Annotated in this window: 21 protein-coding genes; 15 read left to right on the top strand and 6 right to left on the bottom strand. The window is 68.0% G+C overall.

Annotated elements, in window-relative coordinates; translation table 11 throughout:
- The first annotated feature begins 186 nt into the window (after window positions 1-186).
- On the top strand, window positions 187-528 hold the full coding sequence (locus SK224_RS09490) for a hypothetical protein (RefSeq protein WP_320434456.1): 342 nt from the start codon (window positions 187-189) through the stop codon (window positions 526-528).
- Between the two features lie 2 nt (window positions 529-530).
- Here the strand turns inward: SK224_RS09490 and SK224_RS09485 are convergent, their stop codons facing one another.
- Window positions 531-1,685 carry an SLC13 family permease gene (locus tag SK224_RS09485; protein ID WP_320434455.1) on the bottom strand — a complete coding sequence of 385 codons (1,155 nt, stop codon included), beginning with the start codon at window positions 1,683-1,685 and terminating at the stop codon, window positions 531-533.
- Between the two features lie 63 nt (window positions 1,686-1,748).
- Between SK224_RS09485 and thrS the strand changes: the two genes are divergently transcribed.
- The 3 genes from thrS (at window position 1,749) to SK224_RS09470 (ending at window position 4,963) form a co-directional block, all read left to right on the top strand.
- Window positions 1,749-3,755, top strand: a complete 2,007-nt coding sequence (gene thrS, locus SK224_RS09480) for a threonine--tRNA ligase (RefSeq protein WP_320434454.1) — start codon at window positions 1,749-1,751, stop codon at window positions 3,753-3,755.
- Complete coding sequence (locus SK224_RS09475) at window positions 3,752-4,309, top strand: HIT domain-containing protein (RefSeq protein ID WP_320434453.1); 558 nt, start codon at window positions 3,752-3,754, stop codon at window positions 4,307-4,309. Before thrS ends, SK224_RS09475 begins: the two co-directional genes overlap by 4 nt.
- An 81-nt stretch (window positions 4,310-4,390) precedes the next feature.
- Window positions 4,391-4,963 (top strand): hypothetical protein, encoded by a 573-nt coding sequence (locus SK224_RS09470; protein WP_320434452.1) that lies wholly within the window; start codon window positions 4,391-4,393, stop codon window positions 4,961-4,963.
- Between the two features lie 6 nt (window positions 4,964-4,969).
- On the opposite strand, the gene pdxY is transcribed toward SK224_RS09470, so the two are convergent.
- Both pdxY and SK224_RS09460 read right to left on the bottom strand, forming a co-directional pair.
- Window positions 4,970-5,821 carry a pyridoxal kinase PdxY gene (gene pdxY / locus SK224_RS09465; RefSeq protein ID WP_320434451.1) on the bottom strand — a complete coding sequence of 284 codons (852 nt, stop codon included), beginning with the start codon at window positions 5,819-5,821 and terminating at the stop codon, window positions 4,970-4,972.
- Between the two features lie 7 nt (window positions 5,822-5,828).
- The gene (locus SK224_RS09460) at window positions 5,829-7,175 is read right to left on the bottom strand and encodes an aminotransferase class I/II-fold pyridoxal phosphate-dependent enzyme (RefSeq protein ID WP_320434450.1); all 1,347 of its coding nucleotides are present in this window, start codon (window positions 7,173-7,175) and stop codon (window positions 5,829-5,831) included.
- An 85-nt stretch (window positions 7,176-7,260) separates the two neighbouring features.
- Between SK224_RS09460 and pdxS the strand changes: the two genes are divergently transcribed.
- The 10 genes from pdxS (at window position 7,261) to SK224_RS09410 (ending at window position 17,472) form a co-directional block, all read left to right on the top strand.
- Complete coding sequence (pdxS, locus tag SK224_RS09455) at window positions 7,261-8,151, top strand: pyridoxal 5'-phosphate synthase lyase subunit PdxS (RefSeq protein WP_320434449.1); 891 nt, start codon at window positions 7,261-7,263, stop codon at window positions 8,149-8,151.
- Entirely contained in the window at window positions 8,141-8,743 is a 603-nt protein-coding gene (gene pdxT / locus SK224_RS09450; protein WP_320434448.1) for a pyridoxal 5'-phosphate synthase glutaminase subunit PdxT, read from the top strand. Before pdxS ends, pdxT begins: the two co-directional genes overlap by 11 nt.
- A gap of 41 nt (window positions 8,744-8,784) precedes the next feature.
- Entirely contained in the window at window positions 8,785-9,543 is a 759-nt protein-coding gene (locus SK224_RS09445; protein ID WP_320434447.1) for a YebC/PmpR family DNA-binding transcriptional regulator, read from the top strand.
- A 61-nt stretch (window positions 9,544-9,604) separates the two neighbouring features.
- The gene (gene ruvC / locus SK224_RS09440) at window positions 9,605-10,171 is read left to right on the top strand and encodes a crossover junction endodeoxyribonuclease RuvC (protein ID WP_320434446.1); all 567 of its coding nucleotides are present in this window, start codon (window positions 9,605-9,607) and stop codon (window positions 10,169-10,171) included.
- A 46-nt stretch (window positions 10,172-10,217) separates the two neighbouring features.
- The gene (gene ruvA, locus SK224_RS09435) at window positions 10,218-10,832 is read left to right on the top strand and encodes a Holliday junction branch migration protein RuvA (RefSeq protein WP_320434445.1); all 615 of its coding nucleotides are present in this window, start codon (window positions 10,218-10,220) and stop codon (window positions 10,830-10,832) included.
- Window positions 10,825-11,853 (top strand): Holliday junction branch migration DNA helicase RuvB, encoded by a 1,029-nt coding sequence (gene ruvB / locus SK224_RS09430; RefSeq protein ID WP_320434444.1) that lies wholly within the window; start codon window positions 10,825-10,827, stop codon window positions 11,851-11,853. The genes ruvA and ruvB overlap by 8 nt, the downstream gene beginning before the upstream one ends.
- Before the next feature lie 80 nt (window positions 11,854-11,933).
- Entirely contained in the window at window positions 11,934-12,389 is a 456-nt protein-coding gene (locus SK224_RS09425; protein ID WP_234072905.1) for a preprotein translocase subunit YajC, read from the top strand.
- 38 nt (window positions 12,390-12,427) lie between these two features.
- The gene (gene secD, locus SK224_RS09420; protein ID WP_320434443.1) at window positions 12,428-14,173 is read left to right on the top strand and encodes a protein translocase subunit SecD; all 1,746 of its coding nucleotides are present in this window, start codon (window positions 12,428-12,430) and stop codon (window positions 14,171-14,173) included.
- Window positions 14,173-15,162 carry a protein translocase subunit SecF gene (gene secF / locus SK224_RS09415; RefSeq protein WP_320434442.1) on the top strand — a complete coding sequence of 330 codons (990 nt, stop codon included), beginning with the start codon at window positions 14,173-14,175 and terminating at the stop codon, window positions 15,160-15,162. Before secD ends, secF begins: the two co-directional genes overlap by 1 nt.
- A 54-nt stretch (window positions 15,163-15,216) precedes the next feature.
- Window positions 15,217-17,472 carry a bifunctional (p)ppGpp synthetase/guanosine-3',5'-bis(diphosphate) 3'-pyrophosphohydrolase gene (locus SK224_RS09410; RefSeq protein ID WP_320434441.1) on the top strand — a complete coding sequence of 752 codons (2,256 nt, stop codon included), beginning with the start codon at window positions 15,217-15,219 and terminating at the stop codon, window positions 17,470-17,472.
- On the opposite strand, the gene SK224_RS09405 is transcribed toward SK224_RS09410, so the two are convergent.
- The 3 genes from SK224_RS09405 to SK224_RS09395 all read right to left on the bottom strand — a co-directional run bounded on the left by SK224_RS09405 (window position 17,459) and on the right by SK224_RS09395 (window position 19,731).
- Window positions 17,459-18,001, bottom strand: coding sequence for a type IV toxin-antitoxin system AbiEi family antitoxin (locus SK224_RS09405; protein WP_320434440.1), 543 nt, complete (start codon window positions 17,999-18,001; stop codon window positions 17,459-17,461). The genes SK224_RS09410 and SK224_RS09405 overlap by 14 nt on opposite strands.
- Before the next feature lie 92 nt (window positions 18,002-18,093).
- Complete coding sequence (locus SK224_RS09400) at window positions 18,094-19,371, bottom strand: DUF349 domain-containing protein (RefSeq protein WP_320434439.1); 1,278 nt, start codon at window positions 19,369-19,371, stop codon at window positions 18,094-18,096.
- A 78-nt stretch (window positions 19,372-19,449) separates the two neighbouring features.
- Entirely contained in the window at window positions 19,450-19,731 is a 282-nt protein-coding gene (locus SK224_RS09395) for a dioxygenase (protein WP_320434438.1), read from the bottom strand.
- 143 nt (window positions 19,732-19,874) lie between these two features.
- Here SK224_RS09395 and SK224_RS09390 point away from each other — a divergent pair, with 143 nt between their 5' ends.
- Window positions 19,875-21,140 (top strand): replication-associated recombination protein A, encoded by a 1,266-nt coding sequence (locus SK224_RS09390; protein ID WP_320434743.1) that lies wholly within the window; start codon window positions 19,875-19,877, stop codon window positions 21,138-21,140.
- Window positions 21,141-21,223 lie beyond the last annotated feature (83 nt).

Here is a 21,223-nt window from a genome sequence, read left to right as displayed (position 1 = left end):
CCTGAGCGAACACACAGGAACATGGCGATCTTTTAACGCACCCGAAACGCCTCGCCTTGTGCGTCGTCGGTCAACAGATCGCTCAGATCACCGCTCCGCGATCGTCGGTTCTGCGCGTGCCTAGACCACGACGGGGGTCGTCGCAACCGCCCCGCCCCGCGGTGGGCGGGCGCACATGGTGGATGCATGAGACGCATCACCTATGCAGGCGAGAACGTTCTGACCACCGACGACGTGGCACGCCTCCTCGTCGAGCTGACGGCGGAGCTCGCAAAGCGTGGAGAAGCGGCCGCGGTTCGGATCCCCATCGATCCGGAGGGCACAGCCGAACTCGTGGTCGGCCTCGGCAACGACGTCCTCTCGGTACCCGTCTCGCGGGATGGCGACGACCCGGACTTCGACAGCTCCGACCTCGAGGCCCACCTCCAGCGGGTCCGCCCGACGCCCGAGCGTCATCTGCGCGCGGTCGAGAGTTCCGATGCACCGGACGACGGATACGACCCTGATTACGACATCACCGAGGCGTGAGGTCATCGCATCCACAGCAGCGGAAGTGCGGCGAATCCGACGACCAGGGGGGCGGCGAGCGCGCCCCACAGGATGAAGCGGCCCCATGACACCTCGATGCCTTCCGACTGCAGCCGCTCGTGCCACAACAGCGTCGCCAGCGATGCCCACGGCGTGATGAGCGGTCCGGCGTTGACGCCGATGAGGAGGGCCGCGAGATGGACCGGGGATGTCGCGACCGCCGGTTCGAGAGCCAGGTAGGCGGGCAGGTTGTTGATCACGTTCGCGCCGACGGTGCCCGCACCGGCGACCGCGAACACCGTCCACGGCTCGTCCGACGCGTTGAGGACGGCCGAGACCGGGTCGAGCAGCCCCGCCGCATCCGCCGCGGAGGCGACCAGAAGCAGACCGCTCGCGAACACGAGCAGCTGCCAGGGGATCAGGCGCAGCGAGAGCAGCCGGGGCGAGCGCCACGAGACGAACCCGACGAGCACGACAGCCGCGGCCGTCGAGGGAATCCACGGCTCGAGGCCGGAGACCAGCAACGGCAGCATCACGGCGACGATCGCTCCGGCTGCGATCAGCATCGTCTTGTCGGCGACCTGCGGTGATCCGGCAGGGGAGAAACGGCCCCTAAGCCGACGACGATCGCGCAGCCACAGCACCACCACGGTGACGACGACGGCGATCAGCGCGGATGGTCCGAGCAGGCCTACGAACGCTCCCGTGCCTCCCTCGAGATTGTGGGCGGCCAGCAGGTTCGTGAGATTGGACACCGGAAGGAACAGCGACGCCGTGTTCGCCAACCACACGGTTGCGAACGCGAACGGCAGCGGGGGAAGTCCGTTCGCTCTCGCAACCGCGACGACCACGGGTGTCAGCAGCACGGCGGTGGTGTCGAGCGAGAGGAACGCGGTGGACACGAGCGCGAGGGCCACCACGAGCAGCCAGAGCACGATCGTGCGGCCGCGGGAGAGGCGGGCGAGAAAGGCACCCAGCACGTCGAACAGGCCGACGCGGGTCGCAAGCTCGGCGACGACGGTGATTGCAGTGACGAAGCCGAGGACCGGCAGGATGCGTTCGGTCACCGCGACGGCCGCATCCGGGGGGAGGACGCCGAAAAGGACCGCGGCGCTGCCGATCAGCAGCAGCGCGCCGCCGATGAGGGCCAGCTTCACGACACCATCTTGCCGCCTCACAAGCTCGATAGGATCGATTGAGACCCACTTCAGGAGCGTCCTTTGACTGATCTGACCCCGGCAGCCGTCGCCTACCCCGCAGACGGATTCGCCCTGTTTCCCGACCGCTCCGTCATCGCGTTGCGCGTGAACGGCGAACTGAAGGACTTGGCGACGACGATCGCCGAGACCGACGTCGTCGAGCCGGTCACGATCTCGTCCGAGGACGGCCTTGCCATCCTCCGGCACTCCACTGCGCACGTGCTCGCACAGGCGGTGCAGCGGATCAAACCGCAGACGAACCTCGGTATCGGTCCGCCCGTCACCGACGGCTTCTACTACGACTTCGGCACCGACACCCCTTTCACGCCGGAGGACGTCAAGGCCATCAAGAAGGAGATGGAGCGGATCGTCCGCGAGAACCAGCGTTTCGTTCGTCGGGTCGTCGCCGACGACGAGGCGCGTGCGGAGCTCGCCGACGAGCCCTTCAAGCTCGAGCTGATCGGTCTGAAGGGCGGCAAGAAGGAAGCGGCCGAGGGGGCGTCGGTCGAGGTCGGCGCGGGTGAGCTCACGATCTACGACAACGTGAATCGTGACGGCGAGACGGTCTGGAAGGACCTCTGCCGCGGGCCTCACGTGCCGAGCACCCGCATCATCGGCAACGGCTGGGATCTGCAGCGCATCGCCGGTGCGTACTGGCGCGGCAGCGAGAAGAACCCGCAGCTGCAGCGCATCTACGGCACCGCGTGGGCGACCAAGGACGACCTGCGTGCCTATCAGCACCGGCTCGAGGAAGCGGCCAAGCGCGACCACCGCAAACTCGGCAAGGAACTCGACCTGTTCTCGTTCCCCGACGAGATCGGCTCCGGGCTCAGCGTCTGGCATCCCAAGGGCGGCATCGTCCGCGGCGAGATGGAGCAGCACGCCCGACGTCGGCACGTCGAAGGCGGCTACACCTACGTCTACACGCCGCACATCTCCAAGGAAGACCTGTTCATCACCTCCAACCACCTGGTGACCTACCGGGAGGGCATGTTCCCGCCGATCACCATGGACGAGGAGCGCGACGCGGAGGGCAACGTCACGAAGGCCGGCCAGGAGTACTACCTCAAGCCGATGAACTGCCCGATGCACATCCTCATCTACAAGGAGCGGGGCCGCAGCTACCGCGACCTGCCGATGCGGCTCGCAGAGAACGGCACCGTTTACCGCAACGAGCTCTCGGGGGCGCTGCACGGCCTCACGCGCGTGCGCGGGTTCACACAGGACGACTCACACCTGTTCGTCACCCCCGAGCAGCTCGAAGCCGAGGCGACCCGCGTCCTGGAGTTCGTCATCTCGATGCTCCGCGACTTCGGCCTCGAGGACTTCGAGCTCGAGCTCTCGCTGCGCGACGACGAGAAGTCGAAGTGGATCGGCTCCGACGAGTTCTGGGAGTACTCGACGAACGCGCTGCGCCACGTTGCCGTCGCGAGCGGTCTGAAGCTCACCGAAGTGCCCGGCGAGGCCGCGTTCTACGGGCCGAAGATCGACCTCAAGACGAAGGACGCCATCGGTCGGACCTGGCAGCTGTCTACGGTGCAGGTCGACGTCAACCTCCCCGAGCGGTTCGGCCTCGAGTATACGGGTCCCGATGGCGAGAAGCACCGCCCGATCATGATCCATCGTGCGCTGTTCGGTTCGATCGAGCGCTTCTTCGCCATCCTGCTCGAGCACTACGCGGGGGCCTTCCCGGTGTGGCTGTCGCCGGTGCAGGTCGTCGGCATCCCGGTCGCCGAGCAGTTCGCGGACTACCTCGACGGCATCGTTGACCGTCTCAAGCTGTCGGGCGTTCGGGCGGAGGTCGATCACTCCGACGACCGGATGCAGAAGAAGATCCGCACTCACACCACGCAGAAGGTTCCGATCCAGTTGATCGCGGGCGAGCAGGACCGCGGCGCCGGCACCGTCTCCTTCCGCTTCCGTGACGGGACGCAGACGAACGGCATTCCCGTCGACGACGCGATCGCGATGATCCAGCGTTCGATCGCCGAGAAGACCCTGGTCAACACCGCGGAGGACCTCGCGTGACGACCGAGCCGGAGCAGACGGATGCGGCGCTGATCGCCGCATCCGATCTGCCCGGTGTGCCGGATGAGTTCCAGCGGCTGTGGACTCCGCACCGCATGGCCTACATCCAGGCGGGCCCCGAACCGCACTCCGAACAGTGCCCGTTCTGCGCCGCCCCGGACAAGAGCGACGAGGACGGACTCATCGTTCATCGCGGGGTACGCGCGTACGTCCTGCTGAACCTGTTCCCGTACAACTCCGGCCATCTCCTCGTGTGCCCGTACCGCCACATCCCGACCTACGACCAGGCGGATGCGGAGGAGGTCGCGGAGATCGGTGCGCTCACCCAGACCGCGATGCGCGTGTTGCGCGAGACGTCCCGGTGCGACGGGTTCAACATCGGCATGAACCAGGGCGCTGTCGCCGGCGCGGGAGTGGCGGGACATCTCCACCAGCATGTCGTGCCGCGGTGGGCGACCGACGCGAACTTCTTCCCGATCATCGCGCGCACCAAGGCGCTGCCGCAGTTGCTCGGCGATGTGCGCCGCTCGCTCGCGGACGCCTGGCCGCTCTGAGCGTTCTCCACAAGCCCCCGACGCGAGCTGCGACCTGTCGATAGCGTGGCGGGCATCGTTCCACGAGCTCGGGGGTCTCTCATGCGCACACGTTCCGTCCGCCTCATCGCACCCATGCTGCTGGTTGCTCTGGTGCCGTTGGCGGGGTGCCAGTTCACTCCACTGCCCGCATCCAGCGAGCCGGGCGAGGCCCTCGCTCCCTCGGGTGAACCGACGGAGAGCACCGGCGAGTCCGGATCCGATGATCTGATCGACGGCGACGTCTTCGCCGAGCGCGATGCCTTCTTCGAGGCCCAGCAGCAGATCCCCGGCGACCCGATGCTGACGCCGAAGACCCCCGAGCAGCAGGAGTTCATCTCGCAGCAGCGGGCCTACACCGAGTCACAGGGCGGCACGTGGTCCCCGGAGCTCGAGAGCATCACCCTCGCTCTCGCGCTGGACGCCTGCGAGACCTCGATCCTCAACGGTCACGACGTGGACGCCGATCTCTACGCCACGCACATCGCAACCTCCCCGTTGATCTCGGCCCTCGCGAACGGCGACCCGACCACGGAGCGCAACGTCGTGAGCATCATGGTCTTCGGAACAGGATTCCTGTGCCCCGCGGACGCTCCGCAGTGGGAGAGCGCTTTCCGTGCCGCTGCCGGTGGCTGAGGCGCCTCACCGGACCTGACGCACGGCGAACTGCATCCGAGGGTTCGCGTACGCCTCCTGCGACTCGACGAGCTGGAGCTCGCGCTCGCCCGAGCGGTGTGTCGCCTCGAGCAGGTCGAAGACGCTGGATGCGGTGCGAGCCAGCGCGTCCGCGGCATCGCCGCTGCCCGTGTAGTGCGCCGTGAACAAGGCGGCGGTCACATCGCCGGAGCCGTTCGCCTTCATGGGAAGCAGGGGAGTGGTCACGATCCACGCGCCTCGAGGCGTGACGGCCATCATCTCGATGGTGCCCTCCTCGCGGTCGGGGCGCTCGACGCTCGTGACCAGCACCGTATCCGGGCCCATCGCGCGGGCGGCATCCGCCGAGGCGAGTGTCTCCTCGATCGTGTGCGGATCCGTGCCGGTGAGAAAGCCCAGCTCGAACTGATTCGGCGTGATGATGTCCGCCACCGGAACGACCTTCTCGCGGAGGAGCTCGGGGATGGCAGGGGCGACGAAACAGCCGGACTTGGCGTTGCCCATGACGGGGTCGCACGCATAGACGGCCCTCGGGTTGGCCGCCTTCACGCGCGCCACCGCGTCGACGATCACGTCGGCGATGCCCTCGGAGCCCTGGTATCCGGAGAGGACCACGTCGATCTTGTCGAAGACACCGCGCTCCTCGATGCCCGTGATGACCTCGCGCACGTCGTCCGGTGCGATGAGCGGTCCTCGCCAGGCGCCGTACCCGGTGTGGTTCGAGAAGTTCACGGTGTACACCGGCAGAACCTCGACACCGATGCGCTGCAGGGGAAAGACCGCTGCGGAGTTGCCGACGTGGCCATAGGCGACGGCGGACTGGATCGAAAGTACCTTCACAGTGGAGTCATCCCATCTTCGAGGTGGCGGCGACCGCATCCACGGCCGCGACGAGGTCGGTGATGAGCCGATCGGCGTCATCGTCGGAGAGATCATGCACCGTCAGGCGCAGGTGGTGCGTGGCACGCGCGTCGGCGAGCACGAACTCGTCGCCGGTGCGTGCCAGCCAGCCGCGGCGCATGAGCTGCTCGGCGACGGAGCGAGCAGGGACGCCGAGGGGGACCCACAGATTCAGTCCGTCGCTCGACTGGACGGCGAGGCCGTGCGTGCTCGCCCGGGCGGCGAAGGCGCGGTTGCGTTCCGCGTAGTGCCGTCCTGTCGCTCGAATCGCGCGTCGAACCGTGTCATCGGCGAGCAGGGCGATGGCGAGGCGCTGCAGGAGGTGGCTGACCCAGGTGGTTCCGGGGCTGAGCCGCAGTGCGAGACGGTCGGCGGTCTCGGGGTCGGATGCCGTGACGGCCAGACACATGTCGGGCCCCAGGAACTTCGAGACCGACCGGACAAGTGCCCACCGTCGGTGGTCTCTTCCGATGATCGAGTGGTAAGGCTGCGAGGACAGGAGCGAGAAATGGTCGTCCTCGATGATGAGCACGTACGGGTGGTTCTCGAGCACCGCGCGCAGCTCGGCGGCGCGGCGCGCACTCAGACTGGCGCCGGTCGGGTTCTGGGCGCGTGGCGTGCAGACGATGGCACGGACGCCCGCAGCGAGAGCCGCACGAAGCCCGTCGACGGTCATCCCCTCGGCGTCCACCGGAACCGGAACGGCGCGATAGCCGCCGAGGCGCACGGTGTGGATGCTGGCCAGGAAGCAGGGGTCTTCGAGAGCGACGGCATCGTCTCTCGTCAGCGCCTGCGCGAGCAGGCGCTCCACGGCATCGACCGCGCCGCTCGTGATCGTCAACCGCACGGTCGACGGCGCGACGTCGGCGCCCACCCACTCTCGGGCCCAGGCCTCGAGATCGGGGTCGATGACAGGCTCGCCGTAGAGGACGGGGCGGCGGGCGATGCGTGTCAGCGCCGGAACAGCGTCCGGGATGCGGTCGGGATCGGGATTGCCGGTGCCCACGTCGCGGAGCACGGTGCCGGCGGCGAAGCCCTCCTGCGCGACGGGTGCGGCTTCGGCGACGAGCGTGCCGCCGCGCCCGCGGGTGACGACGGTGCCCGCCTGGGTAAGCAGCCGATAGGCCGCCGCGACCGTGTTGCGGTTGACCTCCAGCGCCTCGGCGAGTGCCCGGACCGGGGGAAGCGACTGTCCGGGGGCGAGCTCGCCGCGCTCGACGAGCGCACGGACGCTGTCGGCGATCTCCGCGGCGGAGGAACCGCGGATCCCGGAACGCGTGTCAGACAGAGACATCGGCACCAGCCTACGCCGTAGGACATGCTACTTTCTGGCCTAGGACAAAACGTCGCACGACGCGGCGTCGACGAAGGAGCACTCGATGACCGATTCCCTCACCGGTTCCACGCGCGTCAAGCGTGGACTCGCCGAGATGCTGAAAGGCGGCGTGATCATGGACGTGGTCACCGCCGAGCAAGCCCGAATCGCCGAGGATGCGGGGGCCGTCGCCGTCATGGCGCTCGAGCGCGTCCCGGCCGACATCCGTGCGCAGGGCGGAGTGGCGCGGATGAGCGATCCCGACCTGATCGACGAGATCATCGCCGCGGTGTCGATCCCTGTCATGGCGAAGGCGCGGATCGGTCATGTCGTGGAGGCCCAGGTTCTCCAGGCGTTGGGAGTGGACTACGTCGACGAGTCCGAGGTGCTCTCGCCTGCGGACTACGTGAATCACATCGACAAGTGGGGCTTCACCGTTCCGTTCGTGTGCGGTGCGACGAATCTCGGTGAGGCGCTGCGGCGCATCACCGAGGGCGCGGCGATGATCCGCTCCAAGGGCGAGGCGGGCACGGGCGACGTGTCGGAGGCCACGAAGCACATCCGCACGATCCGCGGCGAGATCGCGGCTCTCGGCGCGAAGAGTTCCGACGAGCTGTATGCCGCGGCGAAGGAACTCCAGGCGCCGTTCGAACTGGTGGCCGAGGTCGCCCGCACCGGCACGCTGCCGGTGGTGCTGTTCACCGCAGGCGGCGTCGCAACCCCCGCGGACGCCGCGTTCATGATGCAGCTGGGAGCCGACGGCGTGTTCGTGGGGTCCGGGATCTTCAAGTCCGGCAACCCCGCCCAGCGTGCTGCCGCCATCGTGAAAGCGACCACGTTCTTCGATGATCCCGCCGTCATCGCCGAAGCCTCACGAGGGCTCGGCGAGGCGATGGTCGGCATCAACGTGGCCGATCTCCCCGCTCCGCATCGTCTCGCCGACCGTGGTTGGTGACGCCCCGCGCATCGGGGTGCTCGCCCTACAGGGCGACGTGCGCGAGCACGCCCGCATCCTTCGCCTGCTCGGCGCGGCGGTGCGGCCGGTTCGACGGCCGGCGGAACTCGACGAGGTCGACGGTCTGGTGATCCCCGGCGGCGAGTCGAGCGTGATCGACAAGCTCAGCAGAGCATTCGGGATGCGTGACCCGCTCCGCCGGGAGATCGCTGCGGGGCTCCCGGTCTACGGCACGTGCGCGGGTCTCATCCTCCTCGCCGACGAGATCCTCGACGGCCTCCCCGGGCAGCAGGGCTTCGGCGGTCTTGATGTGGCCGTGCGGCGCAACGCCTTCGGTTCGCAGCTCGACTCCTTCGAGAGCGACGTGCGTGTCGATACGCTCGGCGGGCCGCCGGTCAGGGCCGTCTTCATCCGCGCGCCCGTGGTCGAACGGGTCGGTGCGGGCGTCGCGATCCTCGCGTCCCTCGACGACGGGCGCGTGGTCGCGGTCGAGCAGGGGAACGTGCTGGGAACCTCGTTCCACCCCGAGGTCTCCGACGAGACGCGGTTCCACGAACGCCTCCTCGAGCGGGTCCGCGCGCGGCTGAACTAAGATCGACGCTGGACTTTCCAGCCGCTGAACACGGGAGACTCATGTCCGGTCACTCCAAATGGGCCACCACGAAGCACAAGAAGGCCGTCGTCGACGCGCGTCGTGCGAAGTCGTGGGCCAAGCTCATCAAGAACATCGAGGTCGCCGCAAAGCTGGGCGGCGCCGATCTGGCGGGCAACCCGACGCTCTTCGATGCGGTCCTCAAGGCCAAGAAGACCTCGGTGCCCAAGGACAACATCGATCGCGCGATCAAGCGCGGAGCCGGCATCGGCGGCGAGTCGGTCGAGTACTCCTCGATCATGTACGAGGGCTACGGCCCCAACGGCGTCGCTCTCATGATCGAGTGTCTCACCGACAACAAGAACCGAGCCGCCGCTGAGGTCCGCACGGCGCTGTCGCGCAACGGCGGCACTCTCGCCGATCCCGGGTCGGTCGCCTACAACTTCACCCGCAAGGGCGTCATCGTGGTGTCCGAAGAGGGCACGAGCGAAGACGACGTCATGATGGCGGCGCTCGAGGCGGGGGCGGAAGAGATCGAGCCGCACGCGCAGGGCTTCGAGGTGATCACCGAGGCGTCCGACCTCGTGTCCGTGCGCACCGCGCTCGCGGACGCCGGTATCGAGTACGAATCGGCCGACGTCGAGTTCGTGCCGAACCTCAAGGTCGAGGTCGACGCGGACACGGCGCGGAAGGTCTTCCGCCTGATCGACGCGCTCGAAGACAGCGACGACGTGCAGAACGTCTTCAGCAACTTCGATCTGACGCCCGAGGTGCAGGCGGAGCTCGAAGCCGACGAGTGAGCATCCCTCGTTGCGGGCGCGTCGGGTGCCCGGTGCGTCCCGAGGCACGTAGCGTGGCGGAGTGGGTTCTTCTCTGCGCGTCCTCGGTGTCGACCCGGGCCTGACGCGCTGCGGCGTGGGCGTCGTGGACGTCGCGGCCGACCGTCGCGCGAATCTCGTGCATGTCGGCGTCATCCGCACATCGCCCGACCTGCCGATCGCCGAGCGGCTGCACCTCATCGCGCAGGGGCTCCGCGACGCCGTGCGGGAGCACCGCCCCGAAGTCGTCGCCGTGGAGCGGGTGTTCGCTCAGCAGAACCGCAGCACCGTGATGGGCACGGCGCAGGCCAGCGGCATCGCCCTGCTCATCGCAGCCGAGCACGGTCTGCGCACCGCGACCCACACGCCCAGCGAGGTCAAGGCGGCGATCACCGGGTACGGCTCCGCCGAGAAGCTGCAGGTACAGACCATGGTGGCGAGGGTCCTTCGACTCGACGCGCTCCCTCAACCCGCCGATGCCGCTGACGCGCTCGCGCTCGCGCTGTGCCACGCGTGGCGCGGGGGCAGCGCCGGGGGAGCGGCGGTCGTGGACGCGAGCCTCACACCGGCTCAGCGTGCATGGCGGGCGGCAGAGAAGGCGCGCCGCTGAGCGTGTCGAATCGAACAAAGGTGCGAAGCGGGATAGGCTCGCAGCCATGATCGCCTCGCTACGCGGCTCCATCGTGCACGCATCCTCCGACGGCCTCGTTCTCGAGGTCGCCGGCGTCGGCTACAGCGTGGCCGTGACCCCGGACGTCTCGCGCACGGCGCACCTGGGCGACGACATCCTGCTGCACACGCACATGATCGTCCGTGAGGACGCCCTCTCTCTCGTGGGCTTTCGCACGCGAGAGGAGCTGGCGGTCTTCGCGGCGCTGATCGCCGTGTCCGGAGTCGGCCCGAAGTCCGCGCTCGGCGTGCTGGCCGAGCTCAGCATCGACCAGATCGCTCAGGCGGTAGCAAACGAGGCCGATGGCCCCTTCCGCAAGGTATCTGGGATCGGACCCAAGACAGCAAAGCTGATCGTGGTCCAGCTCGCCGGAAAGCTGGCGCCGCCCACCGCGTCCGCCGCCGGCTCCTCGGCGGCGTCCACCGGTCTCGTCGATCAGCTCGCACAGGCGCTCGTCGGCCTGGGCTGGTCCGAGCGCGTCGCCGCAGAGACGGCCGCGGTCGTGGTCGCCGAGGCGCCCGACGAGCGGACGGTCGCGGCTCTCCTGCGCAGAGCGCTCGCGGCACTGGGCCCGGCTCGCGGGGAGGCCGTGCGTGGATGAGCTGAGGGATGCGGCTACGCCCGCGGACGACAGCGAACTCGCCATCGAAGGCGCGCTGCGTCCCGACTCGCTCGCTGACTTCGTCGGACAGCAGAAGGTCCGCGGACAGTTGCAGCTGCTGCTCGATGCGGCGCGCATCCAGCAGCGCCCGCCCGACCACATCCTGCTCTCGGGGCCTCCCGGGCTGGGCAAGACGACGCTCGCGATGATCGTCGCGCATGAGAGCGGACGCGCGCTGCGCATGTCGAGCGGACCTGCCATCCAGCACGCCGGTGATCTGGCAGCGCTCCTGTCATCGTTGACGCCCGGCGAAGTGCTGTTCATCGACGAGATCCACCGCATGGCGCGCTCGGCCGAAGAGATGCTCTATCTCGCCATGGAGGACTTCCGGATCGACATCATGGTCGGCAAGGGTGCCGGCGCCACGAGCATCCCGCTCGACCTCGCGCCCTTCACCCTCGTGGGGGCCACCACGAGGTCCGGGCTGCTGCCCAACCCGCTGCGCGACCGCTTCGGCTTCACCGCGCACCTCGAGTACTACGAGCCCGACGAGCTCGAGCGGGTCATCGCCCGCTCGAGCTCGATGCTCGGCGTCGAGCTGCCCGCTATGGCCCGCTCCGAGATCGCCCGCCGCTCGCGCGGCACCCCGCGCATCGCGAACCGACTGCTGCGGAGGGTGCGCGACTATCTCATCGTCTACGCCGACGGCGGATCGGGCAGCCTCGCCAGCGTGGATGCGGCGCTCGAGCTGTACGACGTCGACCCTATCGGCCTCGACCGGCTCGACCGCGCCGTGCTGGACGCGCTCATTCGTCGCTTCCGCGGCGGTCCCGTGGGCCTCAGTACGCTCGCCATCGCGGTGGGTGAGGAGGCGGACACGATCGAATCGGTCGTCGAGCCGTACCTGGTGCGGATCGGATTCATGGGCCGCACGCCACGGGGGCGTGTGGCAACCCCTGAGGCGTATGGGCACCTGGGCGTACCGCATCCGACCGGAGCGCTGCGCTTGGATGACCTATAATCGCTGAAGGCTTTCGCCGCAACTGACTCGACCAGCGCTGGACCCGGTTCGCGCTGCCCCGGAAAGGGCTCCTCCTCTTCATGGACTTCGCGACCTTCTTCGCCAACTACGGTCTGATCATCCTGCTGGTGATCCTCCTGATCTTCATGTTCTGGAGCTCGCGTCGCCGCATGCAGAAGGCGAAGGCCGAGCAGGAGCAGAAGGCCCGCCAGACAGTGCCGGGTGCCGAGGTTCTTCTGCAGGGCGGCCTGTACGGAACGATCGTCGAGTTCGACGCCGACAACCTCGACCAGCCGGCCCTCATCGAAATCGCCCCTGGTGTCGAGATCAAGGTGCACAGCCAGGCGATCCTCCGTGTCGTCGACCCCGCTGAGGGTGTGGTGACCGAGGACGAGTTCATCGAGGCCGAGGCGAGCGAGGCCGAGTACATCGCCGGTGTCGCCGATGGTGACATCACCTCGATCAGCGACGACCACAAGTACTCGTCGCACAGCGACGAGGTCGAGAACGACAAGAAGGACAAGCCCGAGGCCTGACGCCTCCATCCCTTCCTGCACGAGAAAGCTGATCGTTCGTGGCGACATCCACTCCCGTCCGTCACGCCTGGCGCGCCCTCATCGGGCTCCTCGCGGTGACCGCTGTGCTCTTCGGCGTGAACGCCTTGGGCGTGTACGTCTTCAAGACCTCCGCGGGGGCACCCGCGAGCTCCTGGTCCCCTGAACTCGCCCTGGATCTTCAGGGCGGGACGCAGATCATCCTTGCCGCGCAGACCGCCGATGGCGCTGCTCCGAGCAGCGACCAGATGACGCAGGCCGTCACGATCATCCGCCAGCGCGTCGACGCCTCCGGCGTCGGCGAGGCGGACGTCACGACCGAGGGCGGACGAAACGTCGTCGTCCAGATCCCCGGTGAGGCCGATGAGGAGACGCGTCAGCGCATCCAGGACTCGGCGCAGCTGCAGCTGCGTCCCGTGCTCGTCGAGTCGGGCGAGGTCAGCGGCAGCTTCATCGGTCAGGACGGCACGGCGACGCCGTATCCGACGCCCGATCCTTCGCTCGAAGCCACGCCGACCGCGTCGCCCACGAACGGCAGCGACGTCAGCTGGATCACGCCGAAGCTGCAGGCGGAGTTCCAGGCGTACGACTGTGCCAACCCCACGAACGATCCCGCGAATGCTCCCGACGCCGATCCGCTGATCACCTGTTCGACGGACGGTACCGCGAAGTACATCCTCGGCCCGGTCGAGATCAAGGGTGATGACGTCGCAGACGCGAGCTCGGGGGTCGTGCAGAACAACGGCCAGTGGGCGGTCAACCTCGTCTTCAACGCTGAGGGCACCGAGAAGTTCACCGAGATCAGCCAGCGGCTGTACCCGCTGCAGCGCCCGCTGAACCAGTTCGCGTTCGTGCTCGACGGCACGGTGCTCTCCGCTCCGTCGATGAACGGCATCATCACCGACGGCAAGCCGCAGATCACGGGCTCCTTCACGCAGGAGAGCGCGAAGACGCTGGCGGACCAGCTCAAGTACGGCGCCCTGCCGTTGAGCTTCACGGTGCAGAGCTCGGACACGATCTCGGCCACCCTCGGTTCTCAGCAGCTGATGATCGGTCTGATCGCCGGCCTGATCGGCCTGGCCCTCGTCGCGGTCTACTCGTTGACCGTCTACCGCGCGCTCGGCACGGTGATCATGGCGTCGCTCGTGGTCATGGGCGTGCTGACCTACATCACCCTCTGCATCCTGGCCTGGCGCATGGGCTACCGGCTGTCGCTGGCAGGTGTCGCGGGTGTCATCGTGTCGATCGGATTCACGGCCGACTCGTTCATCATCTACTTCGAGCGCATCCGCGACGAGCTGCGCGACGGCAAGTCGATCACGGCCGCGGTCGAGGATGGCTGGAGCCGTGCCAAGCGCACGATCTACATCTCGAAGTCGATCAACGTGCTCGCCGCCGTCGTGCTCTACATCCTGGCCGACGCGACCGTGAAGGGCTTCGCGTTCACGCTCGGCCTGACGACGGTCATCGACGTGCTCATCTTCATCCTGTTCACCCACCCCGTGATGCAGCTGCTGGCCCGTACCCGATTCTTCGGCTCGGGACACCCGCTGTCCGGCCTCGACCCGACAGCGCTCGGAGCGGTCTACCGCGGTCGCGCGCAGTTCCGCGCTCCCGTGGCCCAGACCGGTCGCGTCGCCCGCTCGCGCGGCGAGGCGGAGCGTCGTCAGACCATCGCCGAGCGCAAGCGCGCCGCGCAACAGGGCGATGCCGGCTCCTCATCCACGGACGAACCCGTGTCCCCGTCGAAGGGCGGCCGCAACTGATGCGCTCGATGTCCCAGGTCGGTAACGACCTCTACACCGGCAAGACCTCCTTCCCGTTCGTCGGGCGTCGCCGGCTCTGGTTCCTGATCGGCGCCCTGCTCGTCATCGCCTCTGCACTGGTGCCGCTGTTCCGACCGATCGAATTCTCGATCGAGTTCACCGGGGGGTCCCAGTTCACGATCAACGAGCTGTCCAACCCCGACCAGGCCATCGCCACCGACGCCGTGCAGTCCGTCGTCCCGAACGCGGAGACGCGCGTCACGACGGTCGGGGCGGACTCCGTCCGGGTGCAGACCGACCAGATGTCCAACGACGACACGCAGCGCGTGTCTGAGGCTCTCGCGGAGGCATACAACGTCCCCGCCGCCGACGTCACGTCGTCGTTCATCGGCCCGAGTTGGGGCGAGGGGGTGACGCGCCAGTCCCTGTGGGGCCTGGCGATCTTCCTCACGCTGACCTTCGTGATCCTGGCCCTGTACTTCCGCACTTGGAAGATGTCCGCGGCTGCCATCATCGGCGTGGTCGACGTGCTCGTCGTCACAGTAGGTATCTACGCGGTGTTCGGATTCCCGATCTCGCCGGCGGCCGTCATCGGATTCCTCACGATCCTCGCGTACTCGCTCTACGACATCACCGTCGTCTTCGACAAGATCCGAGAGAACACGAGGGATGACGGGGAGATCTCTGCCCGCACGTTCGGTGAGTCAGTGAACCTGGCGGTCAACCAGACCCTCATCCGCTCGATCAACACGACCGTCGTCGCCATCCTGCCGACTGGCGCGATCCTGTTCATCGGCGCGTTCTGGCTCGGTGCACAGACCCTCACGGACATCTCGCTGTCGATCTTCGTGGGCACGATCGTTGCCGCGTACTCGACACTCTTCCTCGCGGCGCCGCTGTACAGCCTGTTCCGCGAGGGCGAGGCGAAGGTCAGAGCGAGCGACGCGCGCGTGCTGTCCGCGCGCGAGCGCGCGGTCGTCGAAGCCTGATCGGATCGCACACGCGTAAAATGATCCGACCGGGCGAAGGGTGGTGATCGAGGCATGGCCGAGACGCTTCCCGCGGGCGCCCAGAGTTCTTCTCTGCGACGCCTGATCCCGCGCATCTTCTCGCGCGCCGCCCGCCGTGACGACGTCGACAAGCTCGTCCGTACGGTCCGCACCCACCATCCGAAGGGCGATCTCGCGATCGTCGAGCGGGCCTACGTGGTGGCGGCCAGGGCACACGAGGGACAGAAGCGGCAGAGCGGCGAGCCGTACATCACGCATCCGCTCGCGGTGGCGCAGATTCTCGCGGATCTCGGCCTCGGGCCGAAGGCGGTCGCCGCGGCTCTCCTGCACGACACCGTCGAGGACACGGGGTACCGGCTCGACGAGCTGAGCGCCGAGTTCGGCGACGAGGTCGCGATGCTCGTGGACGGCGTCACCAAGCTCGACAAGGTCAAGTACGGCGAGAGCGCGCAGGCAGAGACTGTCCGCAAGATGATCGTGGCGATGTCGCGCGACATCCGCGTGCTCGTCATCAAGCTCGCCGATCGGCTGCACAACGCCCGCACCTGGGGCTTCGTGCCGCCCGAGAAGGCGTCCAAGAAGGCCACCGAGACGCTCGAGATCTATGCCCCGCTGGCGCATCGGCTCGGTATCCAGGCCATCAAGTCCGAACTCGAAGACCTCTCCTTCGCGGTGCTCCACCCGAAGCTCTATGTCGAGATCGACAGCCTGGTCAAGCAGCGCACCCCCCAGCGGGAGCAATACCTGCAGAACGTCATCAACGCGGTCGAAGAGGACCTGCGCGAGCTGCGGATCCGCGGGCGCGTGGCGGGTCGACCGAAGCAGCTCTACTCCGTCTACCAGAAGATGGTCGTGCGAGGTCGCGAGTTCGACGACATCTACGATCTGATCGGCATCCGCGTGATCGTGGCGACCGTTCGCGACTGCTATGCCGTGCTCGGCGCGCTGCATGCGCGATGGACGCCGCTTCCCGGGCGTTTCAAGGACTACATCGCGACGCCCAAGTTCAACCTCTATCAGTCGCTGCATACCACCGTCATCGGCCCCAACGGACGCACGGTCGAGATCCAGATCCGCACGAACGAGATGCATCAGCAGGCGGAGTTCGGTGTCGCGGCGCACTGGAAGTACAAGGAGCGGATGGCGGGGGCCAAGACGGACGCGAAGGCCGTCGACGCCGACATGGCCTGGCTCGCCCACATCTCCGACTGGCAGGCGGAGACGGCGGATCCGGGGGAGTTCCTCGACTCGCTCCGGTTCGAGATCGGCGCGAAAGAGGTCTACGTCTTCACGCCCAAGGGGCGCGTCATCGGCCTGCCGGCTGGCGCGACTCCGGTGGACTTCGCGTACGCGGTGCACACCGAGATCGGCCATCGCACGATGGGCTCGAAGGTCAACGGCCGCCTCGTGCCGCTCGAGTCCGAGCTTCACTCCGGCGACGTCGTCGAGGTCTTCACCTCCAAGAACCCGGATGCGGGGCCGAGTCAGGACTGGCTCGGATTCGTCAAGAGCACCCGTGCGCGCAACAAGATCCGCGGGTGGTTCACCAAGGAACGCCGTGAAGAGGCGATAGAGCAGGGGCGCGAGTCGATCGCGCGCGCGATGCGACGCCAGAACCTGCCGCTGCAGCGCCTGATGAGTCAGGACTCGTTCACGCAGGTCGCGCAGCAGCTGCGCTACGAGGATGTGTCGGCGCTCTACGCCGCTGTCGGTGAGGGACACGTCTCCACCCAGTCGGTGATCGAGAAGGTGACCGCTCTCGTCGCGGCGGACAACGACACCTCCACCGGCCCCATCGACATCCCCCACATCGGTCGAGGTCGTGCGCCGCGCGACGGCGACTCCGGAGTGCTCGTTCGCGGTGCGCCCGACATCCTCGTCAAGCTCGCCAAGTGCTGTACCCCCGTTCCGGGCGATGAGATCGTCGGATTCGTGACCCGCGGCAGCGGTGTGTCGGTGCACCGCGCCGACTGCACCAACGTCAAGGCGCTGGAGTCCGACCCCGAGCGCATGATCGATGTCGAGTGGGCGCCGACGACGAAGAGCGTGTTCCTCGTGCAGATCCAGGTCGAGGCGCTCGATCGCTCGGGACTGCTCAGTGACGTGACGCGAGTGCTGAGCGAACACCACGTCAACATCCTCTCCGCGACGGTCTCCACCTCGAACGATCGTCTCGCTCTGAGCCGGTTCGTGTTCGAGATGGGCGACACGGTGCACCTCGACCGCGTGCTGAACGCGGTGCGCCGCATCGACGCCGTCTACGACGTCTACCGCGTCACTTCCTCCTGACGAGGTCCTGAAGAAGAGCGAGCGCGGCCAGGCGACGCGGCACGCGGCGTTTGGCCGCGAGCCATTCGATGGCGCCATGAACGGCCTCAGGCGCCCGCTCCGCGCACTGCCCCAGCAGGTTGTAGGCGGTCTCGTCGGTGCCCCGAGCGAGATCGGCGACGGTGCGGGCCGGCGTCGTCACCGGAACGCCGCCGAGACGGAGCAGGTCGCCCTCGGGGATACGCGGATCGCGGTAGACGAAACGCCGGTCCACCGGTTCGTGCAAGCGATGCGCGCTGATGCGCTGCAGGTCGTGACGGACGGGCGCGTCGTCTATGAAGCCGTGCACCCAGGCGGCGCTGCGGTGGGTCGCAGCCATTCGTTCGCCGACAAGCGGACGCAGGGATGCGGCCCGTAGCGCCGCCGTTTCGATCGTGTCCGCGGGAACGAATCCCTCGCCGAGTCCCACGAGATCCCCGTCGAGGCACGCGGCCGTGAGCTCGGCTCGGCTGAGCAGTTCGCTCGGGAAGTAGAGGAAACGGGATCCCATCACCTCAGTGTGCCGGGATCGAACGCCACGACGCGCGGGACCCGTCCGGTCTGTGGACAGGCCCCGCGCGTCGAGGTCAGGCGGAGGAGGGGTCAGCCGCCGATGGCGCGCAGCCACGCCTTCCGTGCTTCCAAGGACTCGCGTGCCGTCTTGGCCGCCTTCGTGTCTTTGCGGGCCTCGGCGTCGGCGAGTTCGCTCTCGAGCTTCTCGATGGCATCCGTCAGCTGGCGGGTCATGTCGTTCGCACGGGCGGTCGTCTCGGGCTCGTTGCGCTTCCACTCGGCGTCCTCGCGCCCGCGGACATGCTGCTCGATCTTGCGCAGTTCGTCGTCGAGGGCGCGCTCACGATCGCGCGGGAAGATGCGGCCGATCTCATCCCACTGGCGCTGGATCTCGGTGAGACGCTGACGGGCCGTGGACAGGTTCTTCTCGTCGACGATGGGCTTCGCCGTCTCGAGCAACGCCTGCTTGGCGACGATCCGTTCCTTGGACTCCTCGGCCTCGGCGGCTTCGCGGCCCTGGCGTGCACCGTAGAGCGCATCGCCGGCAGCCTTGAAGCGAGCCCAGAGCGCATCGTCGACGCGCTTGCCGGCACGTCCCGCTGCCTTCCAGTCGTCGAGAAGGTCGCGGTAAGCGGGGATTCCGTCCTCGCCGCGCGGTGCGAGGGCCTCTGCGCGCTCCACCAGGCGGGTCTTGCGATCCTTGGCGGCCTTGTGCACCTCATCGAGCTCCGCGTAGAACGCGCGGCGATGACGCTCGAGCGCACTGCGCGCGTCGCGGAACCGGGTCCACAGCTGCTGCGACGCGGACTTCGGCAGGCGCGGGCCGTTCTGCTGCTGGCTCTGCCACTGGTCGAAGAGCTCGGTCAGCTCTGCGGTGACCTGCTTCCACTGCAGCGACTTCGGATCACGCTGAGCGAGGGCCTCTGCCCTCTCGACGAGGACGGTGCGCTGGGCCAGTGCGTCATCGACGGCGGCTTTCGCCGCCTCGGCCTCGTTCGCGGTGGCTTCGGCCAGCGAGGCGACCAGGGCGTCGAGCCGAGCGCGCAGGGACTCCAGATCGCCGACGGCTGCGGCGTCAGCGACCTTCTCGCGCAGCGCGTTCGCCGTGTGGCGCAGGTCGGACGCCGACGCACCACCTCGGCGGTGACGCACCTCGAGGAGCGTCACTTCGCTCACGAGATCGGTGTACTTGCGAACGAAGTACGCCAGCGCCTCGTCCGGAGTCCCATCGGGGTACTGGCCGACGACGCGCCAGTTCTCGCCCTCGCGCACGGCGACGGTGCCATCGGCATCCACCCGACCCCAGGGCTCGTCAGCGGCCCCGGTGGTGTCGGGCTGGTCAGGGGTGTGGTCTGTCGCGGCAGTCACGGGGCACCTCGAGCGTCTCGCGTCGGCGGGGGAAATCGGATTCAGCCTAGTACGCCTGCCGGTCGGGCGCCGTGCAGGTCAGGACGTCGGCTCCGGCGTCGGCAGCGGTGTCGATTCGGGAGCAGGGTCGGAGGGTGCCGGGCTGGGTGTCTCGACGGCCGGGGCGCTCGCACCGGGGCCGACCGTGTAGTAGGCGATCTGACCGCCGAGGACGACGAGGACCAGGAGGCCACCACCGAGGCTCGCGATGAGGTTGTCGCGCCGACGTCGAGTGACCTGCGCGTCGTGGTGAGCGCGGCGCGCCTGGTACAGACGAGCGCGTTCGCGCTCGGCGCGCTGCTGCTTGTTTCCCGATGCCACGGTTCCTCCTCGCCGGCCGGACCAGCCGATCCTATGCGGCGGCGACCGCAGTCATCAAAGCCGGCGTCGCCGGCCGCCGTTAGCCTGGGGGAGTGAGCTCCTCCGGTGCCCTCTTCCAGGGCCAGACGCCTCTTGCTGTGCGCATGCGCCCGGCGTCGCTGGCCGAGGTCGCAGGGCAGGGACACCTGTTGAAGCCCGGTTCGCCGCTCGTCGCGCTGGCCGACCCCGAGCGGCAGACGTCCGGAGCGGTGTCCGTGATCCTGTGGGGACCGCCCGGCACCGGCAAGACCACGCTCGCGCAAGCGATCGCCCGCTCCTCCGGGCGCCGCTTCGTCGAGCTGTCGGCCATCACTGCCGGCGTGAAGGACGTTCGCGAGGTGATGCAGGAGGCGCTCAATCAGCGCGACCTGTACGGCCAGTCCACCATCCTGTTCCTGGACGAGATCCATCGCTTCACCAAGGCCCAGCAGGACGCGCTCCTGCCCGGCGTCGAGAACGGTTGGGTCGTGCTGATCGCGGCGACCACCGAGAACCCGTCGTTCTCGGTCATCTCGCCACTCTTGTCCCGCTCGCTCCTGCTGACGCTGCAGCCGCTCGGTGACGACGATCTCGGCGAGCTCGTCGATCGTGCCGTGAGCGATCCACGGGGACTCGCCGGGCGGATCGCGCTCGACGATGAGGCGAGGGAGTCGCTCGTCCGCCTGGCGTCCGGAGACGCCCGGCGTGCGCTGACGGCGCTGGAGGCCGCGGCGGCCATGACCGACGGCGAGGAGGAACCGCGGATCACGGCGGCCCTCATCGCACAGGCGGTCGATCGCGCGCTTCTGCGCTACGACCGCCAGGGCGATGAGCACTACGACGTCATCAGCGCGTTCATCAAGTCGATCCGCGGGTCGGATGCGGACGCCGCGATCCATTACCTCGCACGCATGATCGAGGCGGGGGAGGACCCCCGGTTCATCGCACGGCGTCTGGTCATCTCCGCGGCAGAGGACATCGGGCTCGCCGATCCGCAGGCCCTACCGATCGCGGTCGCCGCAGCGGATGCGGTCGCGTTCATCGGTATGCCCGAAGGGCGTATCCCCCTCGCCGAAGCGACGGTGTATCTCGCGACCACCGCGAAGTCGAACGCTGCGTACAACGCGATCAACGCCGCGATCGCCGATGTGAAGGCCGGTGGCTTCGGCCGGGTCCCCGCACACCTGCGCGACGCGCACTATCCGGGTGCCAAGCGTCTGGGGCATGGCAAGGGCTATGTCTACCCGCACGACCTCGACGTCGGCGTCGCGACGCAGCAGTACCTGCCCGACGAACTGCGAGGGCGACGGTACTACCAACCCACGCAGCGCGGCCTCGAGCGTGACATCGCCGCGCGTGTCGAGAAGATCCGCCGCATCCTCGAAGGATGACCTGTTCGGGCGCCGAATCGCGCCGAACGACCGTCTGATAGCATGAATCGGCTCGAAACCGAGTTTTCGGGCATCCCCCTCCT

The organism is Microbacterium sp. BG28 (genome assembly GCF_034044005.1).
Classification (GTDB): Bacteria; Actinomycetota; Actinomycetes; order Actinomycetales; family Microbacteriaceae; genus Microbacterium.
Note: the sequence above shows the minus strand (reverse complement) of the source record. Positions and strands in the feature narration are given on the sequence as shown.

Bases quoted from the DNA above. Each gene is read 5' to 3' on its own strand.
- SK224_RS09490 (WP_320434456.1), top strand. From the start codon at position 187: ATGAGACGCATCACCTATGCAGGCGAGAACGTTCTGACCACCGACGAC.
- SK224_RS09470 (WP_320434452.1), top strand. From the start codon at position 4,391: ATGCGCACACGTTCCGTCCGCCTCATCGCACCCATGCTGCTGGTTGCT.
- SK224_RS09460 (WP_320434450.1), bottom strand. From the start codon at position 7,175: ATGTCTCTGTCTGACACGCGTTCCGGGATCCGCGGTTCCTCCGCCGCG.
- pdxS (WP_320434449.1), top strand. From the start codon at position 7,261: ATGACCGATTCCCTCACCGGTTCCACGCGCGTCAAGCGTGGACTCGCC.
- SK224_RS09445 (WP_320434447.1), top strand. From the start codon at position 8,785: ATGTCCGGTCACTCCAAATGGGCCACCACGAAGCACAAGAAGGCCGTC.
- ruvA (WP_320434445.1), top strand. From the start codon at position 10,218: ATGATCGCCTCGCTACGCGGCTCCATCGTGCACGCATCCTCCGACGGC.
- SK224_RS09425 (WP_234072905.1), top strand. From the start codon at position 11,934: ATGGACTTCGCGACCTTCTTCGCCAACTACGGTCTGATCATCCTGCTG.
- secF (WP_320434442.1), top strand. From the start codon at position 14,173: ATGCGCTCGATGTCCCAGGTCGGTAACGACCTCTACACCGGCAAGACC.
- SK224_RS09410 (WP_320434441.1), top strand. From the start codon at position 15,217: ATGGCCGAGACGCTTCCCGCGGGCGCCCAGAGTTCTTCTCTGCGACGC.
- SK224_RS09405 (WP_320434440.1), bottom strand. From the start codon at position 18,001: ATGGGATCCCGTTTCCTCTACTTCCCGAGCGAACTGCTCAGCCGAGCC.
- SK224_RS09390 (WP_320434743.1), top strand. From the start codon at position 19,875: ATGCGCCCGGCGTCGCTGGCCGAGGTCGCAGGGCAGGGACACCTGTTG.